Source organism: Lysobacter sp. KACC 24251 (assembly GCF_057747755.1).
In genome coordinates this window covers 1,989,951-2,014,365 of the sequence record NZ_CM173222.1, presented here as the reverse complement: position 1 = coordinate 2,014,365, position 24,415 = coordinate 1,989,951, and the positions used below count along the sequence as shown (strand labels likewise).

Below are 24,415 nucleotides of genomic sequence, written 5' to 3'. Positions count from 1 at the left end.
CGTGTGTGGTCAGAAATGTCTCGGGGTAGGGGCGAGGCGCCTCGTCCGGCAATCAGGTCAACCGTCCTTGTCGGATGTGGTCAGGAAGAAGTAGGCGACTGGTCCTTCGGCCCCGCCGGTGCTCCATCGTCCGAACACTTGCCCGCGTCGGCGCTCGATGAATCCCCGTGACCGCCAGCTATCGAGGCACGCTTCGGGTCCGGCCAGTTCCAGGGTGACCGCGGCGTGGCCACTGCTTGCCGCTGCGCGCAGCAGCGCATCGATGCGATGCCGGCTCATGCCGCCTGTTGCATCGTCTGACCAGAAGTCGAGCACGCGAAGGAACCCGCCGTCGCTCCGGGTCGCGAACCACGCGTGCATCGTGCCGTGGGGACTGTCGCTAAGGAAGAGGTAGCGCGTGGTGCCGGTTGGCGCCTTGTCGAAGCGCCATCGAGCATATGCTGCATCCCGGACCATCATCGCGACCTGTTCGTGCCCCGAGTCACGCCAGAGTGTGTCCATGCGTTCGTCGGCGGTGTCGCTCCATTCCACGTGAATTCGCGGTGCGAAGAGGCGCCGCACCAGTCGGATGGGAGCGCCGGCTATCGAGAGGATGCCGCCGGCGATGGCAGCCAGTGGCCGTGGCATGTAGCGGGCAAGGATGGGGCCGTACCTGACCACGCGGAGGAAGCTGATCAGTTCCGCCACCGGGGTGAATCCGGCGCGCTTGATCGCCGCAACGGCCTTGGGGTTTGGGAATCCGTACAGCAAGTCCAAATGGCGGGTCCCGGCATCGACAAGGCCTTGTTGCAGCGTCAACGCAGGTCCCAGTGACCGGTGCTCGGCGCGTACAGCGAAGTCGACAATGACGCCACCCCGGATTTCCTGGCCTCCCACCACCATCCGGCGTCTTCCAGCGGCGCACGTGCCCACCCAGTCGCCGGTGGGTTCGTGCCGCAACAACTCCAGCAGCGGTGGCCCCCCGTCGCCCGCGAGATAGAACCAGGCGTATTTGGCCTCGTGGCCACCTCGCTCGTGTTTCAGCGATCCCTGCCAGATCGACAGGACCGCATCCCGCACCAACGTGGGATCTGCCTCGTGGACCGTGTACAGGGGCGGCGCCGCGGTCGTGTTCACGATGCACCTCCGGGCTCCGGGACCGGCGATACCAGTACCGGTGCGCCGTGCAGATAGCGCGTTGTCCTCCGCTTCGTGCGGATGTCCTCGTACACCGCTTCAGCGGCCTCGGGCCCCACCTCGAGCGCCAAGGCAAGGTCATTGACGGGAACGTCGTGGTTGATCGCCCACAACGCGATATCCATCTTGTCGTACGCCAGCCCGTAGTAGAACTCGTCCTGCCCCTGCACCAGGCTGTACGTGTCGGTCGTGGGCACCGCCGAGCAGATGCGTTCGGGGAGGCCGAGATGTCTCGCCATGCCATAGACCTGGGTCTTGTACAGGTGGGCGATGGGCTTAATGTCGGCAGCCCCGTCGCCATTCTTGACAAAGAATCCCTGGTCGTACTCCACGCGATTGGGCGTCCCCACAACCGCGTAGTTCAACCGGTCCGCGTGGAAGTACTCCAACGTCTTGCGGATGCGTTGCTTGAAGTTGGTGGCCGCAACAATGGCCTGCTGCTCACGGATGCCAAGTTGGCGATCGTGCAGCACCCCGTCCGGGTCGCGTGCAATCAGCCGGAAGCTGTTGACGCGGCCCTCGGTACCTCCGTCGATCACGATCTTGAAGGTCCAGCCAGGACCATAGTCGGGTAGCACGCTGCGCACCGCCTCGTCACGGGCGCGATAGCAGCCAATGGCCTCCAGCGTGGGCGCGATGTCCGTCGTTTCCGCCCTGACGCCCAGGTGTCGAGCCAGCACGCCCGCACGCGCGGCACTGTCGGTGGACGAGTCGCGTTCGGGAAGTATCAGCGTGAACACGCGGTCGGCGCCAAGCGCGCGCACCGCGAGCGCAGCACATACGGAACTGTCGATGCCGCCGGAGATGGCGACCACCAACCCTCGCCTGTGCAATTGCCGCCCCGTGATTTCGCGCATGCGACTGGCGATGTGATCGGCTTCCCGCTCATAGTCGAGCGCCAGCACGTCGGGTCCCATTTTGTTCAAGTCGTCGCCCCCGCCACTTGCAGCAAGTGCCTTCGCACCTTTCCTGATGCGGTGCGCGGCAGCTCGCTTGCGAATTCGATCAGCTTTGGCACCTTGTAAGCCGGGAGCCGGGAGAGGCAGTGCGCCTTGATGCGTGCCGCGGTGCATGCGGCCGAGGGGTCGCAGACGATGATCGCCTTGATGACCTGGCCCATGGTCTCGTCGTCGACGCCCACCACCGCCGTTTCCAGCACCCCCGGGATTCCGGCGATGACGTCTTCGACATCGGCTGGATGGACCCGATGTGCGCCGGTTTTGATCATGTCGCTGCGCCGACCCGACAGGTACAGGTAGCCATCCTGGTCCAGGTGACCAATGTCGCCGGTTCGCAACCAGCCGTCCTGCAATGCCGCGCTCGTCGCATCCGGGTTGTCCCAGTAGCCCAGCATCACGCTTGGTCCATGGGCCCACACTTCGCCTTCCTCGCCGGGAAGTGCCGTAGTCCCGTCCTCGCAGACTACCTTCAGGCGGACGCCGGGGATGGGAACGCCCACCGACCAGGGTTTGCGGTCCAGGTCGTCGGGGGGGAGCCAGGTCAGGCGTGCCGTCGCCTCTGTCTGGCCATACATCCGGAAGAGCTTCGGGCCGGGCAGGGCTGTCCGCAGGTCGTGGGTGAGCGCGGCGCTCATGGGACCGCCTGCCTGCGTGATGTAGCGTAGGCAAGAGAGGTCATGCTGTGCGAGGCGGCCGTGCTTCAACAGCAACGAGTACGTAGACGACACACCGGAAAACCCGGTGATTTGCATATCCTGCATCGTCTGCACGATCAGGTTTGGGAACAACAGGTTGGGTGCAAGCTGGATCTGCGCGCCAATGGCCAGGTGCGTGTGCAGGACGGACGCTCCGTAGGCGTAATAGAAGGGAAGGACGCTCAGCACGCTGTCATCAGCGACCAGCTCCAGATACGCAATCACGGCACGTGCGTTGGCAAGCAAACCCTCGTGTCCGAGCATGACGCCCTTTGGCGTGCCTGTGGTTCCCGAGGTGTAGAGGATCGTCGCGAGACCGTTGGTTCTCACGTCCGCGCGCGATGCGCGTGCTCCACGCGCACCTGAGGCGACCAGGCCATTGCCCTCGACTGCAATCAGGACGCGTTCGCCAGCGGAGGCGGCAACCGCCGCGGCGGCATCGGGGTTGCCAGGCTCATGCACCACGGCGGTCGCATCGCAATGCTCGATCCATGCCGCCAGGTCCCGTTCCCGCGCCTGCGCGTTCAACGGCACCGCCACGCCTCCTGCGATCCACGTCCCGTAGACGGCGACGGCGGCTTCGATCCTATTGGGCAGCACCACCGCCACGCGATCCCCAGGCAGCAGGCCGTGATCCCGCAGCAGCTCGGCAAAGGCGCGTGCCTGTTCCCAGAACTGCCTGTAGGTGGCCTGGCGACCGTATTCGCCAATTGCGATCCGGCCAGGCGTCCTGGCGGCGATCGATTCAACCCGGGAGACTAGGGTTTGCACGTGGTGTGGCCTTACGTGGCGAGCTTGGCCGTCACGAAACGGTCGACAGACTGCACCGACTCGAAAGTGGCTGGCGTCATTTCATCGGGTGTCACGGAAATCCTGAAGTTCTCTTCCAGGAACAGCACCAGTTCGTGGATGCCGGTGGAGTCGACGATGCCACCCCGGATGAGCGGATCCTCGTCGCCCAAGGTGGTTTCGTCCTCCGAGAAGAGGAAGTTCTGGATGATGAATCTCTTGATCTGCCGGCGTCGTTCCATGTGTGCTCCATCGCCGCGTGCCCGAAACCGACTGCCGTCCAGTCCGGTTCCCCCAGGCCCCAAGCCCGTGTCAGGAACGCCGCTGACCCATGCTTCGGAGAACGATCACGGCAGGGCATACCGGCCACTCGGTTGCGGGGTTGGGGTGCGGCCCCCGCGCTGCCACCGATGCCGTACCTGGTGCAGCACCAGCATGGTCGACAGCACACCGACGAAGGCCTGGTTGTCGGCGAAACCCAGTTCCCGGCCACCGCGGCACTTCTCGTACAGGAGTTGCACCGCAGCGGGGTCAAAGATCCCTTCGGCGCGTATGTTGGACGGGCTAAGGAGTTCGCCGACGTACTCCAACGGCTTGCCATTGAAGAAGAAGCTCTGGCTGTCCGGGGCACGGTACGGCTGCTTGGTCCGCTGGACAATCGCCGGTGGTAGCAGCGGGGCAAGGGCCCGTTTGAGTACGTACTTCTCGTTCAGTCCGCGGATCTTGAAGCTGGGCGGGAGACGGCTGGCAAACTCGATGACGCGATGGTCCAGATAGGGATAACGGGCCTCGATCGAGTGGGCCATCGCCACACGGTCGCCTTGGGCCGAAAGCAAGTAGCCGGCCAGCAGTGACTTGGCCTCCACGTACTGGTCGCGACCCAAGGGGCTCCAGTCCATGATTTCGCTCGGCAGGGATTCCTCGTACGTGCGCAGGGGATCCCAACCTCCCACCGCGGCCCGCAACTCCGGCGACAACAGGGACATGACCCGCCGGGCAACCTGCCAGCGCGGCACATGCGCGAAGATCGGCCGCTCAATGTGTTCCATGCCTTGGCCGAAGTAACCCTGCGCGAAGTCCGTGTGGGTCACGGGGGATCTGCGAAGGTAGCCATACAGGCGGCCCAGGAGTTTCGGGCGCAGGCGTGAGCTGGGCTGGCGTGCCCAGAAACGGCGGATCTTGGCCTCCTTGAACAGGTCATAGCCGCCGAACACCTCGTCCGCGCCCTCCCCTGTGAGCACCACCTTGTATCCCTGCTGGCGCACCGACTGCGCCAGCAACATCAAAGGAGCCGGCCCCGTCCGCAGGATCGGCATCTCCACGTGGTGGATCAGCGAGGGGAATACCGCACCGATGTCACTGCGCCTGCAGCGCACCGTCGTGTGATGGGTGCCAAGGTGGCTGACCATGGCCATCTGGTGGGCGCTCTCATCGAATTCAGCGTCTTCGAACGCGATGGAGAAGGTCCGAACGGGAGTGTCGGTGAACCCGCGTGCCAGTGCCACGATGCCGGAGGAATCCAGGCCACCACTGAGATAGGCGCCAACGGGGACGTCCGCACGCAACTGCAGCCTCACCGCATCCACCAGCAGTTCGCGCAGTTCCGTCACCACATCCGCCAGACACGGGCGATCAGACGGGGCGGGCAAGTCGTCCTCTACCGGGAAGCTCCAGTCCCAGAACCGGGACTGGGTTTCCCGGCCATCACCGTCAATGACCAGCATGCAGCCGGGTGGAAGGCTGCTGACTCCCGCATGGACGGTCCTTGGCTCGATCGCAGACCAGTACGTCAATGCCTCCACCAGTCCCAACGGATCGAGGGAGGCTGTGTCTGGGAGTGCCGCGTGCAGCGCCTTGACCTCGGAGGCGAACCATACGCATCCCGCATTGCGGGCGTAGAAGAGCGGGCGGATCCCCGTCCGGTCGCGGGCGAGCACCAGCCGCCGCCGCACTCGGTCCCAGAGCGCGATCGCGAATTGCCCATTCAGGAAATCGACGAACCTGTCCCCGTACCGGTCATACAGGTGAACGATCACCTCGGTGTCGGACCGGGTATGGAAACGGTGGCCCAACGCCTCGAGGGCGTCGCGCAACTCGATGTAGTTGAAGATTTCCCCGTTGAACACCGTCCACGTGGTCTGGCGCTCGTTGTGGATCGGTTGCGCCCCAGTCTCCAGGTCGATGATGGAGAGGCGCGCATGCGCCAGCGCGATCCCCGGTTCGGCGTGGAACCCGTACCCGTCCGGCCCGCGATGGGCCAGCGTATGGATCATGCGCTCCAGGACCAGATACGCCGGGTCTGGCATCACCCCGGATCCGCAGAACCCCGCAATTCCGCACACCGGTGGCCAGCCCTGGACTCGAGGAAGACACTGGGTTTGACGTACGCCCTTGCGCGATCCGGACATGGGAAACCCGGACGCGAGTGGGCGGCGCTGGTGGGCCTGGGACAGCGTCCTGTGGTAAACAGCACGCGCCATGGACATGTTCATCTTCGCCTTCGACCTGGCTGGCACCTTCGTGTTTGCGCTGAGCGGCGCCACCGCTGGCGTGCGGCACCGGCTCGACCTGTTCGGGGTGATGGTGCTCTCGTTCGTGGCCGCGACATCCGGAGGCATGGTGCGCGACGTATTGATAGGCGCCCATCCGCCTGCCGCCTTGGCCGATTGGCGCTATCTGGCCGTGTGTTGCGTGGCGGGTGCCATCACCTTTTATCGCCATGGGGTTATCGATCGCCTGCGCAATCCGGTGCGCATGTTCGACGCTGCGGGGCTGGCGCTATTCGCTGTGCTGGGCACGCGCAAAGCGCTGGACTTCGGCCTCGGCCCGGTGTCTGCGGTGTTGCTGGGGATGTTGACGGGAATCGGCGGGGGAATCGCCCGCGACATGCTGGTCGCGCGGACCCCCGTGGTGCTGCAATCCGAGCTTTATGCGGTGGCGGCCATCGCGGGCGCGTCGGTGGTGGTGCTCGGCGACTGGTTGAACTGGCCCAGCGTCCCGGTCCTGCTGGCGGGCGCGGGCTTGACCTTCGGGCTGCGGTTCATGGCCATCTGGCGAGGCTGGAGTCTCCCGGTCGCGGCAGCGCCGATCGATGACGGCGAGGGCAACCAGCCGCCCGATCACCGCTGAGACGCCGACCCGCAGGGCGGATGGCGCACGGCGTGGTGTGTGTGTGTACTCTTGGCTTTGCCGGCCATTGCCGGCATGCCGGGATGGCCCGCAGCGATGTCCAGTCGTGAGAGCCGGCGAGATCGTTGGTGGGTGGACGCCGGGCGCCAGACGTTCTGGGCCACGCTGCGGCACCCCCGTCGGTTCTGGTTTGGCGGCGATCTGGGCACGCTGCCGCCCGACATGCGCGACGGGCTGATCGCGGCGCAGGTAGACGCGACGCGGCCCGCCTTCACCGCGATCGTTGGCGTCGGCGGATTGGTCCTGCTGCTGGCTGGCGTTCTGGAGGCCGCGGGTGCAACGTCCGGCATCGGCTACGGGGCAGGTTTGACGATCGCCGCTGCCTTGGGCGTGATCGCGATTGCCGTCGCATTATGGCGATTGCAGCAGTGGCCGGCGCGGCTGACGCTGGCGTTGCTCGCCACGGCCACCACGGGCGTGTTCCTTTCCGTGCCCTTGCCCGGGATTCCAGTGGACGTGCATGCGCGCGTGGGGCTCTTCAATCTGATCCCCATCGGCCTGCTCGCGCTGCTCGTGCGCCGCTTGGCCACGTGGCTGCTGGTGGCAGTCATCCTCCTCGTCGCGTTGCTGCGGGTGGTGATGCACGGCGCGCCGCCGGGTGGTCCGTGGCTGTACTGGTTGTACACCGCCGCCATCATCGCCTTCGGGCTGCTCTTGCGCGGTTATCGCACCGGATTCGCGGTAGAGGCATTTCGCGCTCGCCACCAGCTATGGGAGCAGGCCAACACCGATGCGCTGACCGGCGTGTTCAACCGCGCGGGATGGAACCGCATGGTCGTGCTGCACTACCACGCAGCGGTGCAAGCCGGGCGGCCGGTGTCACTGGCATTCTTCGACGTGGATCACTTCAAGCGCATCAACGACACCTGGGGCCATGAGCGAGGCGACGAGGTGTTGCAGGCCCTGGGTCGCGTGCTGCACGCGCGCCAGGACGACCGCGTGTGGGCCGCCCGCATGGGAGGGGAGGAGTTCGTCGTGCTGCTGGTGGACACCCCGCCGGATGCGGTGGCGCGCTTCTGCCATCGCGTGCGCGAGAGCTTTGCCGAGGCAATTGGCGGTATCGGCACGCTCAGTGCGGGTATTGCCCACCGCATGGAAGGCGAGACGCTGGCCCAGCACCTGCATCGTGCGGATGCAGCGCTCTACCAGGCCAAGCGCCTTGGACGCGACCGGGTCGAGGTGGATGCGCTAGACCGGACCGGCACCGACTGACATCGCGCCCGTCCTCCGGCGCACGGCAAACTGCTGCAGCACGTCCATGGCCACCACGGCCGACAGCGGCAATGCCACGGCCATCGCCAGCAGGTTCGCGGGCGGTGGCGCGAACCGAAACCAGCCCGCAACGACGGGATGCAGGATCGCGAGTGCAAGCAATGCGCTGGTGGCCCCCACTACCATCCAGAAGGCGGGGTTGGGGGTGCGCAGTGCGCGCCACAGCGAACCGCCGGACCGGTGCAGCAGGATCAGGCCGAGGTTGCCCACCACGACCGAGGTGAACGCCAAGGCCGACACCTGGGGATGCGGCGCTCCCGTGCGCGCCGCCAACCCATAGGTCGCCGCCACTGTGGCGAACATCACCACGCCGCGGCCCAGTGCGCGCAGCAGGGTGGTGCGATCCAGCAGCCGCTGTCCTGGTGGCCGGGGTGGTCGCCGCATCAGGTCCCCCGCCGGTGGTTCCCGTTCCAGCACGATGGAGCACGCCGGGTCGATGATCAGCTCAAGGAACACCACGTGCAGCGGCAGCAACACCGGTGGGCTGCCCGCCAGCAGCGGCAGCAACGCAAGCCCGGTGATCGGCACGTGCACCGCCAGGATGTAGCGCACCGCGCGGGCGATGTTGTCGTAGATGCTGCGGCCCAGGCGGATGGCTCGAACCACGCTGACGAAGTTGTCGTCCAGCAGCACGATCGACGCGGCTTCGCGTGCGACATCCGTGCCGCGGCCACCCATGGCGATGCCCACGTGCGCTGCCATCAGGGCCGGCGCGTCGTTCACGCCGTCGCCGGTCATCGCCACCACTTCGCCGCGCTGCTTCAGCGCCTGGACCAGGCGCAACTTGTGCTCGGGGCGCACGCGCGCGAATACCGCGGTGGCGCCCAGGCGCTGCGCCAGCGTGCTGTCATCCCAGCCGTCGACGTCGGTGCCATGTACGACGTCCGCCTCGTGCGATATGCCCGCCTGGGCGGCAATGGCGCGCGCCGTGCCCGCATGGTCGCCGGTCATCATCACCACGCGTACGCCCGCGGCTTGGGCTTCGGCCACCGCCGCCGGCACGGCGTCGCGCAAGGGGTCGGCAAAGGCAATCAACCCCCGCCACTGCAGGCAGAATCCTGCCGGTTCCTCTGGCAATCCGGCTGCGGCCGACGCAGGCAGTTCGCCCACGGCCGCAGCGAGGACGCGCAGGCCACGCTGGGCCATCCCCTCCATCCGCGCGTGCAGGTCGGCGCGCCCAGCGTCATCGAGTCCGCACAGCTGGGCAATCGTCTCCGGGGCACCCTTGGCGGCCACGACCAGACGGTCTTGGTCGCTGCGCCACACCTGCACGTAGGCCGGCAGTCGGCTCGACAACGGATATTCGCGAAGCCGTTGCCATCCCGCCGGCTCCGTCGCTTCGCCGGCACGCTGTGCCGCATCGAGCACGGCGCGATCGACCGGATCATGCGACATCGGCGGGCAGGCCAGGGCGGCGGTGGCGATCAGCCGGCCGGCGTCCGTGTCATCCAGTTCGGCAACCGCCATGCGGTTTTCCGTCAAGGTCCCGGTCTTGTCCGTGCACAGCACCGTGATCGCGCCGAGGGCCTCGATCGCGGGCGCGCGCCTGACCAAGGCGTTGTGCTTGGCCATGCGCCACGCACCCAGCGCAAGAAAAACCGTCAGCACCACGGGGAACTCTTCCGGAATGTTGGCCATGGCAAGGGTGATGCCGGACAGCACCGCCTCCAGCCAGTCGCCGCGCAGCAGGCCATACAGCACCACCATCAACACGCAGGTGGCGAGGCTCAGGGCCGCGAAGATGGCCACCGTGCGACGCATCTCACCCTGCAAGGGCGTGCGCTCGATCTGCAACGTGGCAAGGGTAGTGCCGATCCGGCCCACGGCGGTCTGCGCGCCCGTGGCAACCACCTCCGCGCTGCCGCGGCCACGCACCACCAGTGTGCTGGCGTGCAGCAGGCCTTCGCCGCCGGCCTGGCGCGCCACCGCCACGGATTCGCCCGTCAACAGGGATTCGTCGACGTGCACATCGGTTCCTTCCAGCAGGGATGCATCGGCGGGGACGCGGTCGCCCTCGGCCACCAGGATCACGTCGCCGACCACCAGCTCCCGCGCAGGTACCACGCAGGCCACGCCGTCGCGAAGCACGTGCGCGCGCGGACTACTGAGGTCGCGCAGGGCCTGCAGGGCACGCTCGGACTTGTACTCCTGGTAGACGGTGAGGCCGATCACCAGCATGACGGACGCGAGCAGCAGGCTGGCTTCCTGTGGGTCGCCCAACAGCATGTAGATGCCGGCGGCCGCCGCCAGCAGCAACAGCATCGGCTCGCGCAGCACGTCGACCAGGATCGTCCAGCGCCGCTTGCGCCCGGGGTCGGGCAGGGCATTGGGGCCGTCGCGCTGGAGGCGCGCGGCGGCTTCGGTGGCTGTCAGTCCCGGCATGCGATCGGTCATGGCCCTGATGCCCAGCAGTATCCGCGTACCCTTGCCCCCGTGCTTGACGGGCATCAAGACAGGGCGCCCCCGCAGGTGCAAGATGACACCATGGCCATGCTGCCATTCCGTGACCGTGAGGATGCCGCACACCGCCTGGCGAAGGCGTTGGCCTCGTTTGCGCCGGCTCGCCCGTTGGTGCTGGCCATTCCACGGGGCGCCGTGCCGATGGGGCGGATCATCGCGAATGCGTTGGGCGGCGACCTCGACGTGATCCTCGTCCGCAAGCTGGGGGCGCCGTACAACCCCGAACTGGCGGTCGGCGCGGTGGATGAGACGGGGCACGTCACTCCGGCCCACGACGGCGTGTTGATGGAAGGGGTGGGGCGGGACTACCTCGACCGCGAGATCCAGCGCCAGCACGCGGTGATTCGCGAGCGGCGCCAGACGTATTGCGGGGGGCGTCCGGCCACGCCGATGGCAGGTCGCACGGTGATCGTCGTGGACGACGGTCTGGCCACCGGCGCCACGATGGCTGCCGCCCTGCGCGCAGTACGGCAGGCCGGGCCCGCGCGCCTAGTCTGCGCCGTTCCCGTGGCCGCCCGCGAGAGTCTGGCCGTCATTGCGTCGCTGGCCGATGAGGTGGTCTGTCTGGCCCAACCCCGCCCCTTCTACGCGGTCGGTGCCTTCTACGAAGCGTTCCCCTCCGTGACCGACGAGGAAGTCGTGGCGGCGCTGAGGGGCTAGGCGACGCCATTCCCGCGACAGGGCATGTTGCGCGCCTCCGAAACTCCGGCCGCGCGAGGGACGCGACACGTGTCGCACTATCGCCTAATTGACTGTGCGGATTCAGTTGGCTGAACATTGAAAATCAACAACTTGCCCCGCCAATGAGACTTTGGCGGACATTCGCGCGGCAATACCGGCAAAATGCGCGGGTACCAAGAAACGAATCCTTGACGGAGAAGGGTCGCATCGGGCGACCGCAACGCATGAGCCAATCCGACGTCGTCGACCTGGCGCGCCTGCGCCGCAGTTGCTCGCACTGTTCCTTGCAGGAGCTGTGCCTGCCTGCAGGTATCACCGGTGAAGAACTGGCGGAGCTCGACAGCATCATGCGTCGCCGCCGTCCGCTGAGCCGCAACGAGCGCCTGTTCCACCACGGCGACAAGCTCGACTGCGTGTTCGTGGCCCGCGAAGGCGCGTTCAAGACCATCAGCATTTCCCGCGAAGGCGACGAGACCGTGGTCGGGTTCCACATGCCCGGCGAGCTGATCGGCCTGGATGCACTGGGTGACGGCCACCACCGCTGCGAGGCGATCGCGCTGGTGGACTCCAGTGTGTGCGAGATCCCCTTCGATCGGCTGACAGAAGTTGCCAGCCACATTCCAGGCCTGCAGTTCCAGCTGATGCGCGTCATTGGCCAGAGCGTGAGCCGCGACCAGGACCACATGGCCATGCTGCTGCGCCGGCAGGCGCACGAGCGGCTGGCGATGTTCCTGATGGGGCTGCGCGAGCGCCTGGAAATCCTGGGCCAGCGTAACGACGTGTTCCGCCTGCCGATGAGCCGCGAGGACATCGCCGCGTACCTCGGCCTGGCACTCGAGACCGTGAGCCGGGCCTTCGGCCGGCTGCAGGACGACGGCATCATCCACGTGCACGGGCGCAGCATCGAAGTGCTCAGCGCGGAAGCGTTGGATGCCTGCGCACATGGCGAGCAGACCCCGCCTTCGGCTGGTCGTCGCTGCGCCGCCCGTTCTCAGGGCTGAAGCAAGCCCCCCCCGGTCAGCCCGGGAGGCTGCGGCACCCCAGCGCGGCCAGCAGTCCGTGCAGTTGCGGAACCTGCATCAGCCAAGGGGCGGCGAGGGTCATCACACCCGCCGCCAGCACCAGCAACGCGGCGCCGTAACGCACCCCCGGCCGCGCCAGCCAGCCACCCAGGCGCGCCCCTGACCAGGTCAGCGGCACCATCATCGGCAACGTGCCAAGCCCGAAGGCGGCCATGGTCAGCCCGCCGTGCAGCGCGCTCGATTGCAGCCACGCGGCAGCGAGCAGCGTGCCGCTGAGGCCGCAGGGCAACCAGCCCCACAACATGCCCAGCCCGAGCCGCTTGGGGGCGGTGTTGGCCGGCAGCAGCCGCCGTTGCAGTGGACGCAGGCGCTGCCAGACAACGGCGCCCGGGCGCGACAGGAACGCGAGCTTGCCCTGGCGGTCCAGCAGACGCAGGGCCGCGAACACCAGTACCGCGCCGACGGCCATGCGCAGGCCGGTCGCCAGCCAGTCGATGCGGAACACGCGGACGATGCCGTGGCCAATGCCCCCGGCGACCATGCCGGCCACCACGTAACCGAGCACGCGACCCAGATTGGTCTGCACCGCGTGGGCCCAGCTGGCCCGCGCCGCCGTCGCCGAAAAGCCGGTGGCAATGCCCCCGCACATCGCGGCGCAGTGTCCGCTGCCCAGCAAGCCCGTGAGGAAGGCGGCCCCAACTGCCAGCCAGTCAATCGGCATGGTCGTGAGGTGCATCCGGGGGGGCAGGGCGCGCATCCCGGGAGGCAGCGCGGCACGAAGGTTGAGCACCGGCAAGGGGCCCGCGCTCATCGGTCAGGATGTCCAGGGCGGCACTGTCGAGATCGTCGAACTGGCCGCGGCGCACCGCCCAGACAAACGCCCACACCGCCAGGCCGAGCAGGAGCAGGCTGATGGGAATCAACAACAGCAGGATGGTCATCGCCGTACTCCGCGGGCCAGCCGCAATGCGTTGAGGGTCACCAGCAGCGAGGATAGCGCCATGCCGAGTGCGGCGATCCACGGCGTCACCATGCCCAGTGCCGCCAGGGGCAGGGCCAGCAGGTTGTAGCCAATGGCCCAGCCGAGGTTCTGGCGGATGATGCTGCGCGTGCGCCGCGCGAGGTCAATCGCCTGCGGGATGCGTTGCAGCGAGCCCCCAGTAATGACCAGGTCGGCGGCGCGTTGCGCCAGTGCGGCGCCGTCCGCCATCGCCAGCGACACATCGGCACCGGCGAGCACCGGCGCGTCATTGAGGCCGTCGCCGACCATCGCCACCACGTGGCCGCCCTGCTGCAGGGCGCGGGCGTGTGCCAGCTTCTGCTCCGGAGTCTGCCGGGAGAGCGGCTGTTCGATGGCCAAGGCCTCCGCGAAACGCTGCACCGGCTGCGGCGCATCGCCACTGCAGAGGCCGATCGTCAGCCCTTGCGCGCGCAGCTCGGCCAGCGCGATGGCGGCATCGGCGCGCGGGCGCTCCTGAAGCCGGAAGCGTGCCGTGCCCCGCTGGCCGTCGCCCAGCCAGACAGCGTCGTCGTCGATGGCGCCTGCGGCGAATGCGGCGCGGCCGAGCCGCCATTCGCGACCGGCGACCACGCCGATCACCCCCTGTCCGGGCACGCTGCGCACCTGCTGCGCAACCGGTGCATCGGCCACGCCGTCAAAGGCCCGCGCGATGGGGTGGCGACTGCCCTGTTCCAGTGCCGCGGCGATCTGCAGTGCCGTTTCGGCCGGGATATCCGCCAGCGCCTGCACGCGCGCGATCGCCGGCAGGCCATCGCTGAGCGTTCCCGTCTTGTCGAAGACCACATGGTCCACCCGCGCCAATGCATCAAGCGCGCCGGGGCGCAGGGCAAGCACGCCCATGCGCGCGAGTGCGCCGTGGGCCGTCGCCAGCGCCGCCGGAATCGCCAGCGACAATGCACACGGGCAGCTCACCACCAGCAGCGCGAGCAGGACTTCAAAGGCGCGCGACGGCTCATGAATGCGCCATGCCACGAAGACCACCGCGGCCACCACCAGCAGCGCAGCCACAAACCAGGAGGCGATATGGTCCGCGGTGCGGGCCAAGGGCGGGCGTTCGCCCTGCGCGCGCTCCACCAGCCGGGTCAGCTGGGAAAGCCGGGTCTGCGCACCCACGGCGGAAACACGGACCCGGGCAGCGGTCTCCCGGCAATAGCTGCCGGCGAACACCGCGTCGCCGACGGCCTTCGATACTGGGGTCGATTCGCCCGTGAGCAGCGATTCGTCCACCGTCGCGGCGTGTTCGAGGACAACGCCATCGGCGGGCACCGGCTCCCCGGGGGCGACGCGCACCACGTCATCCACCTGCAGCGCGTTCACCGGTACCTGCTCGGGATGGCCATCAGCGCGCTCACGCGTGGCCAGCGTGGGTTGCGCCCGCGCCAACGCATCAACCTGTGCGCTGGCAATGTTGCGCCCGCGCTGTTCCAGTATGCGCGCGACCAGCAGCAGGAACACGAACATGACCGCGGCGTCGTACCAGACGTGGGGCCCGCCGCGGACGGTCTCGATCACGCTGGCGGCATAGGCGAGAAGGGTGGCGCTGGCGATCAGCGTGTCCATGCCCAGTCGCCGGCCGCGCCACTCATGCCACATGCCGCCGATGAACGGCCAGCCGGAGTAGAACACGACGGGAGTGGATACCAGGAACGTGACCCACCGGAAGAAATCACGGGTCGGCACGCTCATTTCATTGGCGGTGTCCAGGTAGAGCGCTTCGGCCAGCATCATGGCCTGCATGGAACCGAGGCCGGCCAGGCCCAGCCGTATCAGCCAACGGTTGCGCTCACGCCGGCGTTCACGCTCGCTCTCCTCGCCCGACGCGAGGAATGGGCGGTAGCCCAGCGCCGCCAGCTTAGCCAGCAGCGACGAGAGCGATGTGCGCGCCGGATCCCAGCCAATGCGGATGCGGCCGGTCACCGCGTTTGCGCCAGCGTCCAGCACGCCGGGCTGGCGCTGCAGCGCACGGTCAATCAGCCACGCACAGGCGGCGCAACGCATGCCGTCGGTGAGCACGGTGATCTCGCGGCCACCGGCAATCTCGCGGGTATGTCCGCCCACCACGTCGTCGCGGTCCCAGATCCGGTAGTCGGCCGCTTCGGCATCCACGCGCGAGGCGGCGTCGCTGCGCAGGCGGTAGTAGTCGCCCAGGTCCGCGTCTTCGATCCACGCCGCCGCGGCGCTGCAGCCGGTGCAACAGAACCAGCGCTCGACGCTATCCACCCGCTGGCGGACGGCCTCGGCGGGCAAGGGCTCTCCGCAGTGGTAGCAGGCGGTACTGCCGGAACTGTTCACTGCTCGGCGAGCGAGGAGCCCAGGTGAGCGGCCTGCTGGCCACGGGGCAGGCGGCCGCGCAGGCGCCAGTCGCCGGTCGCGCTGGTCAGTTGCAGTTTCCAGTCGTGGCGGCCATCCACCTCAAGTGGCGCGCTCCAGCCCAGTTCGTCCGGCTTGAGGTCCACCTTGAGGTCTTCCTCACCGCGGTTGGGATGCTGCAGGACCAGATGCAGCGTCTGCGCTCGGTCGAACGTGCCGCTGGCGGGAAACACCTGCACGCCGTTCCTGGCGATCCGGAAAACGGCGCCCAAGCCGAGCTGTTTGGCCCGCTCGTCCGGTCCCAGGTCGGTGGTCTGGATCTGCGCGGTGCGCTGCACGTCGTCCGGTACCGCGTCGATGTTGCCGGCGCGGTTGGAGACGATGACCATCGTGATCCCGCCGATCACCGCCACGGCGGGCAGGGCGACGAGCAGCCAGACCATCGGCTCACGCCACGGGGAACGCTTGTCGCTCATTGCAGGGGCCCAAAGAAGGTGGAGGCGACGACTTCGCGGGTGCTGCCATCGGCGCCGGTGATCACGAAGCGGACGTCGTGCCGGCCATGCACGCTGGCGGGCGCGGACAGGGTTACCGCCTGCGACACGACTTCCTGCGGCGCCGCGTTGATGGCGACCGGCATGCCCGGCAGGACGATGCCCGCGGTGTCGGCTTCCAGGGTCAGCGTGTACGCCTGCGGCTTATCGGTCTTGTTGATCACCTTCAACGTGTAGCCGTTCTCGGTCTGCTCGCCCACGGTGCGGAACAGCGCATTGCGGTCGCGCAGCACCTCGGCGATCAGCGGGCTACGCGTGCCCACGCCCCAGGCCCAGGCCACGATAAGGCCCAGCAACAGGGTGCCGTATACGAAGATGCGCGGGCGCAGGACGCGGGTGGGCTTGCCGTCGATGGCGTTCTGCGTGGAATAGCGGATCAGCCCGTGCGGGTAACCCATCTTGTCCATGATGTCGTCGCACGCGTCGATGCAGGCGCCACAGGCGATGCACTCGTACTGCAGCCCGTTGCGGATGTCGATGCCGGTGGGGCACACCTGCACGCACATGGTGCAGTCGATGCAATCGCCCAGTTCTTCCGGTGCGAACTTGGGCAACGGTGCGGCTTCCACGCCAGCTCCGGCCAACGTGATCGTGCCTGCGGCGTGGGCCTGCTGGTCCGCCGCGCTGGGGTGGCGGCTGGCGCGGAACACGTAATCGTAGGCGGTGAGCTGGTCGAGCAGGCCGCGGGCGCGCTCCAGCACGCTGGCGACCAGGCCGCGCTTGCGCGGGCCGCGCGGCTCGCCGCGCATGGGGTCGTAGGCGATGATCAGGGTGTTGCGATCGAACATCGCGCTCTGGAAGCGCGCGTACGGGCACATGTACTTGCACACCTGCTCACGCAGGAAGCCGGCGTTGCCCCAGGTGGCCAGCGCGTAGAAGAACACCCAGAACGTTTCCCAGGCGCCCCAACCGAAGGGCGCGCGCGCGGCGAGGTCCTTGATCGGGGTGAAGAAGCCGACGAAGGTGAAGCCGGTCCACAGCGCGAACAGCAGCCACGCCACGTGCTTGCTGCCCTTGCGCACTACCTTCTCGCGGGTCCACGGGCCGGCATCAAGCTTCATGCGCTTGTGGCGGTCGCCCTCGATGGCGCTTTCAATCCACAGGAACACTTCGGTCCATACCGTCTGCGGGCAGGCGTAGCCACAGAACAGCCGGCCGGCGAGGGCGGTGAAGAAGAACAGCGCCATCGCGGCGATGATCAGCAGGATCGCCAGGAACAGGAAGTCCTGCGGCCAGAAGGTCAGCCCGAACACATAGAACTTGCGCGCCGGCAGATCGAACAGCACCGCCTGGCGGCCATCCCAGCTGAGCCACGGGAACAGATAGAACATGCCCAACAGCCAGAAGACCGCCGCCACGCGAAGGCGGTTCAGCGGTCCGGAGACGTCGCGCGGGTAGATCTTCCGCTCGCTGACGTAAGCGCCGGGGCCGCCGTCATCAAGCAGGTCGAGGGGGATTTTCTTGCTCATTGCCTTCCCGTCATTCCGGGGGCAGCGGCTTGTTGAAGCGGCTGGCCGGACGCAGCAGGATCCAGGTGAAGAAACTGGCCGACGCGGTGGCCAGCCAGAACATGAAGAAGCCGATGCTGTATCCCAGCCCGCGGGTAATCTCGATCTGCGGGAAGGTCATGTCCCGCAGCGCCAGCGGGTCGACGAAGGCGAAGAACACCATCGTCGCCACGCCGGCGGCGAAGAAACTGGGCCAGAGGATCGCACCGATCCTCTGGGCCATGGGCCGCGGTTCGTGGTCGAAACGGGGCTGGGTGAAATCTGTCATTGAGCCGATTTTCCGGATTGCGGGTTCGCGCTTCCGGAGGCGGTGTTGGACAGGGACCAGACGTACGCCGCCACCAGGCGCGAACGGGTTTCGCCAAGCAGTTCGCGATGTGCGGGCATGATGCCATGGCGGCCGGCGGAGATGGTCTGGCGCAGGCTTTCCTTGCTCTCGCCATACATCCAGTAGTCATCGGTCAGGTCGGGGGCGCCCATGGCCTGGTTGCCCTTGCCCTCCACGCCGTGGCAGGCCACGCAGACGCCGTCATACAGGGTCTTGCCGCGGGCGGCCATGAAGTCGTTTTCCATGCTGCCCTGGCCGCCGAGGGTGCGGACGTAGGCGATCACGTAGTCCACCGCGTTTTCGCCACCCATGCCGGTGAGCACCTTGCCCCACTCGGGCATCACCCCTTCACGTCCGTTGAGCACGGTCTCCAGCACCTGTTCCGGCGCGCCGCCCCAGTGCCAGACCTTGTCGGTCAGGTTGGGGTAGCCGATCGCACCCGTGGCCGCCGAGCCGTGGCAGGTGGAGCAGGTGTTGCCGAAGATCGAGCGGCCCAGCGCGATGGCCTTCGGGTCCTTGGCCAGCACGTCGATCGACTGGCCCTGGTACGGGGCGAAGGTCTTCTCGAGCTTGGCATCCTCGAGCGCCTTTACCTGTGCATGCTCGTTCTTCGACGTCCACTTGCTGGTGCCCGCATAGTTGCCCCAGCCGCCGTACCAGGTGAGGTAACCCAGTGCGAAGACGATCGTGATGTAGAACAGGTTGATCCACCACTTGGGCAGCGGCTTGTTGTACTCGGTGATGTCGCCGTCCCAGACGTGGCTGGTGTCTTCCGGCTTGGGATCGCCGGGGCGGCGCTTGGCCGTCCACCACAGCAACCATGTGTAGGCGGCAATGTTGAGCGCCACCAGGACGATGATGTACCACGACCAGCCCGTGCTCATCGGCTGTTCTCCAGATCGTTGTCGTTGAGGGGCAGCTGCGCTGCCTCGTCGAATTCACGCTTGCGCCGCGGGCTCCAGACCCATGCCCAACCGGCGATGAAGGTCAGCAGCAGCAGGGCGGTGACGATGCCGGACACCATGGTCAGCCTCCCCGGGGCGCGTGCTTGCCGAGCCCCTGCAGGTAGGCGACCACGGCGTCGAGTTCGGTCTTGCCCTGCACATCCGCGGCCGCCTTGGCGATCTCCGCGTCGGAGTACGGGTCGCCCAGCTTCTGCAGGGTGCGCATGTGCTGGGTGATCTGGGCACCGTCGACCTGGTTCTCGGCCAGCCACGGGAAGCTGGGCATGTTGGACTCGGGCACCACGTCACGCGGGTTGATCAGGTGCACGCGGTGCCAGTCGTCGGAGTAGCGGCCGCCCACGCGGGCCAGGTCGGGCCCGGTGCGCTTGGAACCCCACTGGAACGGGCGGTCATAGACTGATTCGCCCGCCAGCGAGTAATGGCCGTAGCGCTCGGTCTCGAAGCGCAGGGTGCGGACCATCTGCGAGTGGCAGTTGTAGCAGCCCTCGCGGATGTAGACGTCGCGTCCGGCCAGCTGCAGCGCCGGGTACGGCTTGACCCCGGGCAGCGGTTTGACGGTCTCGGCCTGGAACATCAGCGGGACGATTTCCGCCAATCCGCCGAAGGAGATGGCGACGGCGATGAGGACCGCCATCAGGCCGACGTTCTTCTCGATCTTCTCGTGTGCGTTGCTGTTGTTGCTCATGTCAGGTCCTAGGGCTCAGGCGCGCGCGTCGGCGGCGTCGGGCGGGAGCAGCGGCTGCGGGGCCACGGCTTCCACCTGCTGGTAGGTCTTCCACAGGTTCCAGGCCATCAGGACCATGCCCGAGAGGACCAGCACGCCGCCGAGCAGACGACCGAGGTAGTAGGGGTAGGTGGCGTTGAGCGCTTCGACGAAGGTGTAGGTCAAGGTGCCGTCGTCGTTGGTGGCGCGCCACATCAGGCCCTGCATGACGCCCGCGATCCACATCGAGGCGATGTAGAACACCACGCCGATGGTGTGGATCCAGAAGTGGGTGTCGATCAGCTTGGTGGAGTACATCTCCTTGAGTCCGAGCATCCGCGGCATCAGTGCGTAGATCGAACCGATGGAGATCATCGCCACCCAGCCCAACGCGCCTGCGTGGACGTGGCCCACGGTCCAGTCGGTGTAGTGGCTGAGGGAGTTGACGGTCTTGATCGACATCATCGGACCTTCGAAGGTCGCGATCATGTAGAACGAGATGGCCACGATGAGGAACTTGAGGATCGGGTCGGTGCGCAGCTTGTGCCAGACGCCGGAGAGGGTCATGACGCCGTTCATCGCGCCACCCCACGACGGGGCCAGCAGGATCAGCGAGAACACCATGCCCACCGATTGCGCCCAGTCGGGCAGGGCGGTGTACTGCAGGTGGTGCGGGCCGGCCCACATGTACACCGCGATCAGCGCCCAGAAGTGCACGATGGACAGGCGGTAGGAGTAGATCGGGCGCTGAACCTGCTTGGGGACGTAGTAATACATCATGCCCAGGAAGCCGGCGGTCAGCAGGAAGCCGACCGCGTTGTGCCCGTACCACCACTGCGCCATCGCGTCGACGGCGCCGGTGTAGGCCGAGTACGACTTGGTCATGCTGGCCGGCAGCGCGATGTTGTTGACGATGTGCAGCAGGGCGATCGCCAGGATGTACGCGCCATAGAACCAGTTGGCGACGTAGATGTGATTGACCTTGCGCTTGGCGATCGTGCCGAAGAACAACACCGCGTAGGCGACCCACACGACCGTGATGAGCAGGTCGATGGGCCATTCCAGCTCGGCGTATTCCTTGCCCTGGGTCAGGCCCAGCGGCAGGCTGATCGCGGCGGCCACGATGACCAGCTGCCAGCCCCAGAAAACGAAGGCGGCCAGCTTGTCGGAGATGAGTCGCACGTGGCAGGTGCGCTGCACCACGTGCAGGCTGGTGGCGAACAGCGCGCTGCCGCCGAAGGCGAAGATCACCGCGTTGGTGTGCAACGGGCGCAGGCGGCCGTAACCGAGCCACGGAATGCCTTCACCCAGCGTGGGCCAGTACAGCTGGGCGGCGATGATCACGCCCACCAGCATGCCGACAATGCCCCACAGGACGGTGGCGACGGCAAACTGCCGGACCACGTGGTCATTGTAATAACCGGCCAAGCCGGAGCCCGCGCTGTCGGGGCGCGCGACATCGTTATAAGTCATGGGAAAACCTTCGACGAGGATTGACGATATTTTGAGGGGGCGTGCCCGAGGGGACTTGATCCAGATCAAGTGACCATCGTATGGAGCGATGCGGTGTGGCCTGCTGGTCGTCCACGCGACCCCGTTTGGCTCAGTTGGCGGGAATACGGACCCGGCGCAGCCAGCGCCAGCGGGCCCACAGTGCCACTGTCATGACCCCGAGGAACAGCCCATAGGCCACCGAGGTCGCCAGAACCTGTTTCCACATCGCGCCATGGCTGGGGTCGGCGTTCTGCATGCTCCAGTGCATGCCCGCGAAGGCCGCCGCCGTCGCGATGGCCAGTGAGATCGTATCAAAGGCCTGGCGCACCCCCGTGCGCGGCTGGCGCGGGAAGTACCAGAACAGCACGGCCAGGATCGAAAACCACGGAATGAACAGGATCAGGGCCAGGTTGAGTTCGATCTCCGGGTTCACGGCGCGACTCGGGAGGTGGGGGAGATGAGGATAAACCAACCGTATCAGTCGCTGTAGAATCAGAAAACAATGAAAAAACCGTATCAGTTGCCGTGAAGCGCTACGAAGCCCTTGCCGACGACATCGCGCGCTCCATCCACAGCGGGCTGCTCAAGCCCGGAGAGCGCCTGCCGTCGGTCCGGGAAACCTGCGCCGCCCGCAAGATCAGCCCCTCCACGGTGTTCCAGGCGTATTACCTGCTTGAGGCGCGCGGGGTGGTGGTGGCGCGGCCGCGCTCCGGCTATTACGTAGCTGCCGACATGGCGCACCTGCCCCCGGAGCCCGAAGTGGCCTCCCGGCCCGACGGCGAATCCCGCGCAGTGGATATCAGTGATCTGGTATTCGAGGTGTTGCAGTCGAGCATGGACCGCGAGCGTGCGCCCCTGGGTTCGGCGTTTCCCAGCCCGACGTTGTTTCCGTTGTAGCGGCTTGGACGCGCCATGGCCCGGGCGGCCGTCCACCTCGACCCGTGGAGCACCGTTGACGACCTGACCCCCGGCTTGGCGGCGCTACGGCGGCAGATCGCGCGGCGCTATCTGGTGGAGGGCATCGAGGTGTCGGCAGACGACATCGTCATCACCAATGGCGCGATGGAAGCGCTTAGCCTCGGCATCGCCTCGGTGACGCGCCCGGGCGACGCGGTGCTCGTCGAGTCGCCATGCTTCTACGTCACCCTGCAGGTGCTGGAGCGCAACGGGTTGCAGGCCATCGAGGTGCCCACCCACCCGCGCGATGGCGTGGATCTCGATGCCCTTGCGCAGGCCATCGCCCGGCACGCGCCCAAGGCGTGCTGGCTGATGCCCACGTTCCAGAACCCGCTGGGCAGCACCATGCCCGAGGCCAACAAGCGGGAGCTGGTCGAACTGCTGGCACGGCACGGCATACCCCTGGTGGAAGACGACGTCTATGCCGAGTTGCATTTCCAACCCAAGCGTCCGCCGCCGGCCAAGGCCTACGATCGCGAGGGGCTGGTGCTGCACTGCGGCTCGTTTTCCAAGTGCCTTGCGCCTGGGTACCGGATTGGTTGGGTGGCGCCGGGACGGTTCCGTACGGAGCTGGCCCGGCACAAACTCACCTCCACGCTCAATACCAACGTGCTCGCGCAGCTGGCTATTGCCGGCTATCTCGAAGGGGGCGGGTATGAGCGGCACCTGCGTCGGCTACGCGAGCGGCTGGCCCAGCAGCAGGCGCAGTACGTGGCCGCGATTGCCGAGGCCTTTCCGCGCGAGACGCGGGTGACGCGACCCTTGGGCGGCTATTTCCTGTGGGTCGAGTTGCCGGCTGACAGCGATACGCTGGCGTTGCGGCAACGGGCGCTGACCCACGGCATGAGTTTGGCACCGGGGCCCATGTTTTCGCCCAGCCGTGGCTTCGGCAACTGCCTGCGACTCAACTGCGGCCATCCCTTCGATCCGCGGATGGCCGAGGCGGTGGCGACGCTCGGTCGCTTGGCTTCCAGCTAGCGCTTGGGCTTGGTGGCCGGGGCCGCGAGGGCCTTGCGCACCGCAGCGACGAACTCCGGATCCGGACGCGTGCCCATCTGCTCGGTGCGGGCGAGCACGCGTCCGTTGGCGTCCAGCAGCACCAGCGCGCTGGTGTGGTTGAACTCACCATCCTCGAGCTGGCGATAGCGGATGCCCAGCACGCCGGCGATGGCGCGCACGTCACCCGGCGTGGGGCTGGCCAGGGTCCAGCGCGTCGGGTCCAGCTTGCGCTTGTTGAACACCGTTGCGAGTTTGGTCGGGTCGTCGCGCTGCGGGTCCATGCTGATCAGCAGGATGCCCAGCTTCTTCTGCTCGGCGGGCGTCAGCGAGCGCTCGATGGCCTTGCCGCTGTCGATGATCAGCGGGCAGATGAACTTGCACGAGGTGTAGAACATCGACACCAGCTGCACCTTGCCGCGCTTGTCGGCCAGGCGCAGTTTGCGCGCCTGCTGGTCCACCAGCGGGGCATTGAGCTGATACACCGAATCCGAGGGTAGCGGGGCCGCCTTCGGGGCCGCGTGCGCCAGCCCGAATGCGAGCGCGAGGGGAGCGAGCGCGGCCAACAGGAAGGTCTTCATTTCACGTCCTTGGCGCAGCGGAAGCCGAGGTTGCCGGTGGTGTCCTGCCCGCCGAGCGACGAGAGCATCGCCACGCGCATCAATACCGCGTAATTGTCGCGATCGTTCATAGACAGGGCGCCGGCGCCGCAGAAGCGGGTCTTGTCGGCATCGCCCTGGTTACGGTTGTCCGAGTCCACCAGCATCGCCGAGTAGTCCTCGGTCCATTCCCAGACCAGGCCGTGGATGTCCTGCACGCCATAGGCGTTGGGAGCCTGCAGCCCGGCGCGGGGCAGGGCAGTCTTGGACGAGCGCGAGTACCAGTTGAGGATGCGTTCGCGCCAGGCGGGGTCGCGGCGCGCATCGCGGCGGGTCTCGTCAGCGGCGGCCACGTATTCCCACTCGGACCACGTGGGCAGGCGCGCGCCTTGCGATTGGCAGTACGCGTCAGCGGCAAACCAGCTGACCCATACCACCGGTTGTTGGGGTTGGGCGCTGGGGCCCAATGTCTGCGGGCCGCCCCAGTGCGACAGGTAGCGGTTTTCGGCGAAGACGCCGGCGACCTTGCCACGCTGCCATTGCGGGTTGGCCTTCACGAACGCCAGGAATTCGGCGTTCGTGACGGGGGTGCGCATCATCTGGAACGGCTTGATGCGCACCTGGCTGTTGCTGTCCTCGTACTTGAGGGCCGAGCGGAATGTGCCGCCCGGCAGCGTGACGTACCCTCCCGGGCCGGCGGCGAGGACGCCTGCGACGGGCAGTGCCATCAGGAGTAT

25 protein-coding genes are annotated in these 24,415 nt (G+C 67.2%); 6 read left to right on the top strand and 19 right to left on the bottom strand.

Going from position 1 to position 24,415, the window contains the following annotated elements:
• Positions 1-57: 57 nt before the first annotated feature.
• From AC3ARF_RS09425 to asnB, 5 genes are all read right to left on the bottom strand, one after another.
• On the bottom strand, positions 58-1,116 hold the full coding sequence (locus AC3ARF_RS09425; protein WP_498927321.1) for a hypothetical protein: 1,059 nt from the start codon (positions 1,114-1,116) through the stop codon (positions 58-60).
• The gene (nadE, locus tag AC3ARF_RS09420; protein WP_498931824.1) at positions 1,113-2,093 is read right to left on the bottom strand and encodes an NAD(+) synthase; all 981 of its coding nucleotides are present in this window, start codon (positions 2,091-2,093) and stop codon (positions 1,113-1,115) included. Before nadE ends, AC3ARF_RS09425 begins: the two co-directional genes overlap by 4 nt.
• 5 nt (positions 2,094-2,098) lie before the next feature.
• Positions 2,099-3,601 (bottom strand): class I adenylate-forming enzyme family protein, encoded by a 1,503-nt coding sequence (locus AC3ARF_RS09415; RefSeq protein ID WP_498927319.1) that lies wholly within the window; start codon positions 3,599-3,601, stop codon positions 2,099-2,101.
• 11 nt (positions 3,602-3,612) lie between these two features.
• Positions 3,613-3,861 carry an acyl carrier protein gene (locus AC3ARF_RS09410; protein ID WP_498927317.1) on the bottom strand — a complete coding sequence of 83 codons (249 nt, stop codon included), beginning with the start codon at positions 3,859-3,861 and terminating at the stop codon, positions 3,613-3,615.
• Between the two features lie 105 nt (positions 3,862-3,966).
• Positions 3,967-6,027, bottom strand: a complete 2,061-nt coding sequence (asnB, locus tag AC3ARF_RS09405) for an asparagine synthase (glutamine-hydrolyzing) (RefSeq protein WP_498927315.1) — start codon at positions 6,025-6,027, stop codon at positions 3,967-3,969.
• A 70-nt stretch (positions 6,028-6,097) separates the two neighbouring features.
• Here asnB and AC3ARF_RS09400 point away from each other — a divergent pair, with 70 nt between their 5' ends.
• Positions 6,098-6,748: a trimeric intracellular cation channel family protein gene (locus tag AC3ARF_RS09400; protein ID WP_498927313.1), complete on the top strand. Its 651-nt coding sequence runs from the start codon at positions 6,098-6,100 to the stop codon at positions 6,746-6,748.
• Between the two features lie 96 nt (positions 6,749-6,844).
• On the top strand, positions 6,845-8,020 hold the full coding sequence (locus tag AC3ARF_RS09395; RefSeq protein ID WP_498927311.1) for a GGDEF domain-containing protein: 1,176 nt from the start codon (positions 6,845-6,847) through the stop codon (positions 8,018-8,020).
• Here AC3ARF_RS09395 and AC3ARF_RS09390 read toward each other — a convergent pair.
• Positions 7,997-10,528, bottom strand: a complete 2,532-nt coding sequence (locus AC3ARF_RS09390) for a cation-translocating P-type ATPase (protein ID WP_498927309.1) — start codon at positions 10,526-10,528, stop codon at positions 7,997-7,999. The genes AC3ARF_RS09395 and AC3ARF_RS09390 overlap by 24 nt on opposite strands.
• A 36-nt stretch (positions 10,529-10,564) precedes the next feature.
• Between AC3ARF_RS09390 and AC3ARF_RS09385 the strand changes: the two genes are divergently transcribed.
• Positions 10,565-11,200, top strand: a complete 636-nt coding sequence (locus AC3ARF_RS09385) for a phosphoribosyltransferase (RefSeq protein WP_498927307.1) — start codon at positions 10,565-10,567, stop codon at positions 11,198-11,200.
• Positions 11,201-11,445: 245 nt separating this feature from the next.
• Positions 11,446-12,222, top strand: a complete 777-nt coding sequence (locus AC3ARF_RS09380) for a helix-turn-helix domain-containing protein (RefSeq protein WP_498927305.1) — start codon at positions 11,446-11,448, stop codon at positions 12,220-12,222.
• Positions 12,223-12,238: 16 nt separating this feature from the next.
• Here the strand turns inward: AC3ARF_RS09380 and AC3ARF_RS09375 are convergent, their stop codons facing one another.
• The 11 genes from AC3ARF_RS09375 to AC3ARF_RS09325 all read right to left on the bottom strand — a co-directional run bounded on the left by AC3ARF_RS09375 (position 12,239) and on the right by AC3ARF_RS09325 (position 21,559).
• Positions 12,239-12,964, bottom strand: coding sequence for a sulfite exporter TauE/SafE family protein (locus AC3ARF_RS09375; RefSeq protein ID WP_498927303.1), 726 nt, complete (start codon positions 12,962-12,964; stop codon positions 12,239-12,241).
• Positions 12,954-13,184, bottom strand: a complete 231-nt coding sequence (ccoS, locus tag AC3ARF_RS09370) for a cbb3-type cytochrome oxidase assembly protein CcoS (RefSeq protein WP_498927301.1) — start codon at positions 13,182-13,184, stop codon at positions 12,954-12,956. The genes AC3ARF_RS09375 and ccoS overlap by 11 nt, the downstream gene beginning before the upstream one ends.
• Complete coding sequence (locus AC3ARF_RS09365) at positions 13,181-15,556, bottom strand: heavy metal translocating P-type ATPase (protein ID WP_498927299.1); 2,376 nt, start codon at positions 15,554-15,556, stop codon at positions 13,181-13,183. Before AC3ARF_RS09365 ends, ccoS begins: the two co-directional genes overlap by 4 nt.
• A complete protein-coding gene (locus tag AC3ARF_RS09360) occupies positions 15,553-16,050 on the bottom strand; it encodes a FixH family protein (protein WP_498927297.1) in 498 nt (165 codons plus the stop codon). The genes AC3ARF_RS09365 and AC3ARF_RS09360 overlap by 4 nt, the downstream gene beginning before the upstream one ends.
• Positions 16,047-17,597 carry a 4Fe-4S dicluster domain-containing protein gene (locus AC3ARF_RS09355; protein ID WP_498927295.1) on the bottom strand — a complete coding sequence of 517 codons (1,551 nt, stop codon included), beginning with the start codon at positions 17,595-17,597 and terminating at the stop codon, positions 16,047-16,049. The genes AC3ARF_RS09360 and AC3ARF_RS09355 overlap by 4 nt, the downstream gene beginning before the upstream one ends.
• Positions 17,598-17,607: 10 nt before the next feature.
• Complete coding sequence (locus AC3ARF_RS09350; RefSeq protein WP_498927293.1) at positions 17,608-17,904, bottom strand: hypothetical protein; 297 nt, start codon at positions 17,902-17,904, stop codon at positions 17,608-17,610.
• Positions 17,901-18,848 (bottom strand): cytochrome-c oxidase, cbb3-type subunit III, encoded by a 948-nt coding sequence (gene ccoP, locus AC3ARF_RS09345; protein ID WP_498927291.1) that lies wholly within the window; start codon positions 18,846-18,848, stop codon positions 17,901-17,903. Before ccoP ends, AC3ARF_RS09350 begins: the two co-directional genes overlap by 4 nt.
• Positions 18,845-18,988 (bottom strand): cbb3-type cytochrome oxidase subunit 3, encoded by a 144-nt coding sequence (locus AC3ARF_RS09340; RefSeq protein WP_498927289.1) that lies wholly within the window; start codon positions 18,986-18,988, stop codon positions 18,845-18,847. Before AC3ARF_RS09340 ends, ccoP begins: the two co-directional genes overlap by 4 nt.
• Positions 18,989-18,990: 2 nt before the next feature.
• Positions 18,991-19,614: a cytochrome-c oxidase, cbb3-type subunit II gene (gene ccoO, locus AC3ARF_RS09335; RefSeq protein ID WP_498927287.1), complete on the bottom strand. Its 624-nt coding sequence runs from the start codon at positions 19,612-19,614 to the stop codon at positions 18,991-18,993.
• 15 nt (positions 19,615-19,629) lie between these two features.
• Entirely contained in the window at positions 19,630-21,105 is a 1,476-nt protein-coding gene (gene ccoN / locus AC3ARF_RS09330; RefSeq protein WP_498927285.1) for a cytochrome-c oxidase, cbb3-type subunit I, read from the bottom strand.
• A gap of 130 nt (positions 21,106-21,235) precedes the next feature.
• Complete coding sequence (locus tag AC3ARF_RS09325; protein WP_498927283.1) at positions 21,236-21,559, bottom strand: hypothetical protein; 324 nt, start codon at positions 21,557-21,559, stop codon at positions 21,236-21,238.
• A gap of 92 nt (positions 21,560-21,651) precedes the next feature.
• Here AC3ARF_RS09325 and AC3ARF_RS09320 point away from each other — a divergent pair, with 92 nt between their 5' ends.
• Together AC3ARF_RS09320 and AC3ARF_RS09315 are read left to right on the top strand one after the other, a co-directional pair.
• Complete coding sequence (locus AC3ARF_RS09320; RefSeq protein WP_498927281.1) at positions 21,652-22,023, top strand: GntR family transcriptional regulator; 372 nt, start codon at positions 21,652-21,654, stop codon at positions 22,021-22,023.
• A 15-nt stretch (positions 22,024-22,038) separates the two neighbouring features.
• On the top strand, positions 22,039-23,061 hold the full coding sequence (locus tag AC3ARF_RS09315) for an aminotransferase-like domain-containing protein (protein WP_498927279.1): 1,023 nt from the start codon (positions 22,039-22,041) through the stop codon (positions 23,059-23,061).
• Here the strand turns inward: AC3ARF_RS09315 and AC3ARF_RS09310 are convergent.
• Positions 23,058-23,660 (bottom strand): SCO family protein, encoded by a 603-nt coding sequence (locus AC3ARF_RS09310; RefSeq protein ID WP_498927278.1) that lies wholly within the window; start codon positions 23,658-23,660, stop codon positions 23,058-23,060. The two genes, AC3ARF_RS09315 and AC3ARF_RS09310, sit on opposite strands and share 4 nt — an antisense overlap.
• On the bottom strand, positions 23,657-24,406 hold the full coding sequence (locus AC3ARF_RS09305; RefSeq protein WP_498927277.1) for a formylglycine-generating enzyme family protein: 750 nt from the start codon (positions 24,404-24,406) through the stop codon (positions 23,657-23,659). Before AC3ARF_RS09305 ends, AC3ARF_RS09310 begins: the two co-directional genes overlap by 4 nt.
• Positions 24,407-24,415: the final 9 nt, after the last annotated feature.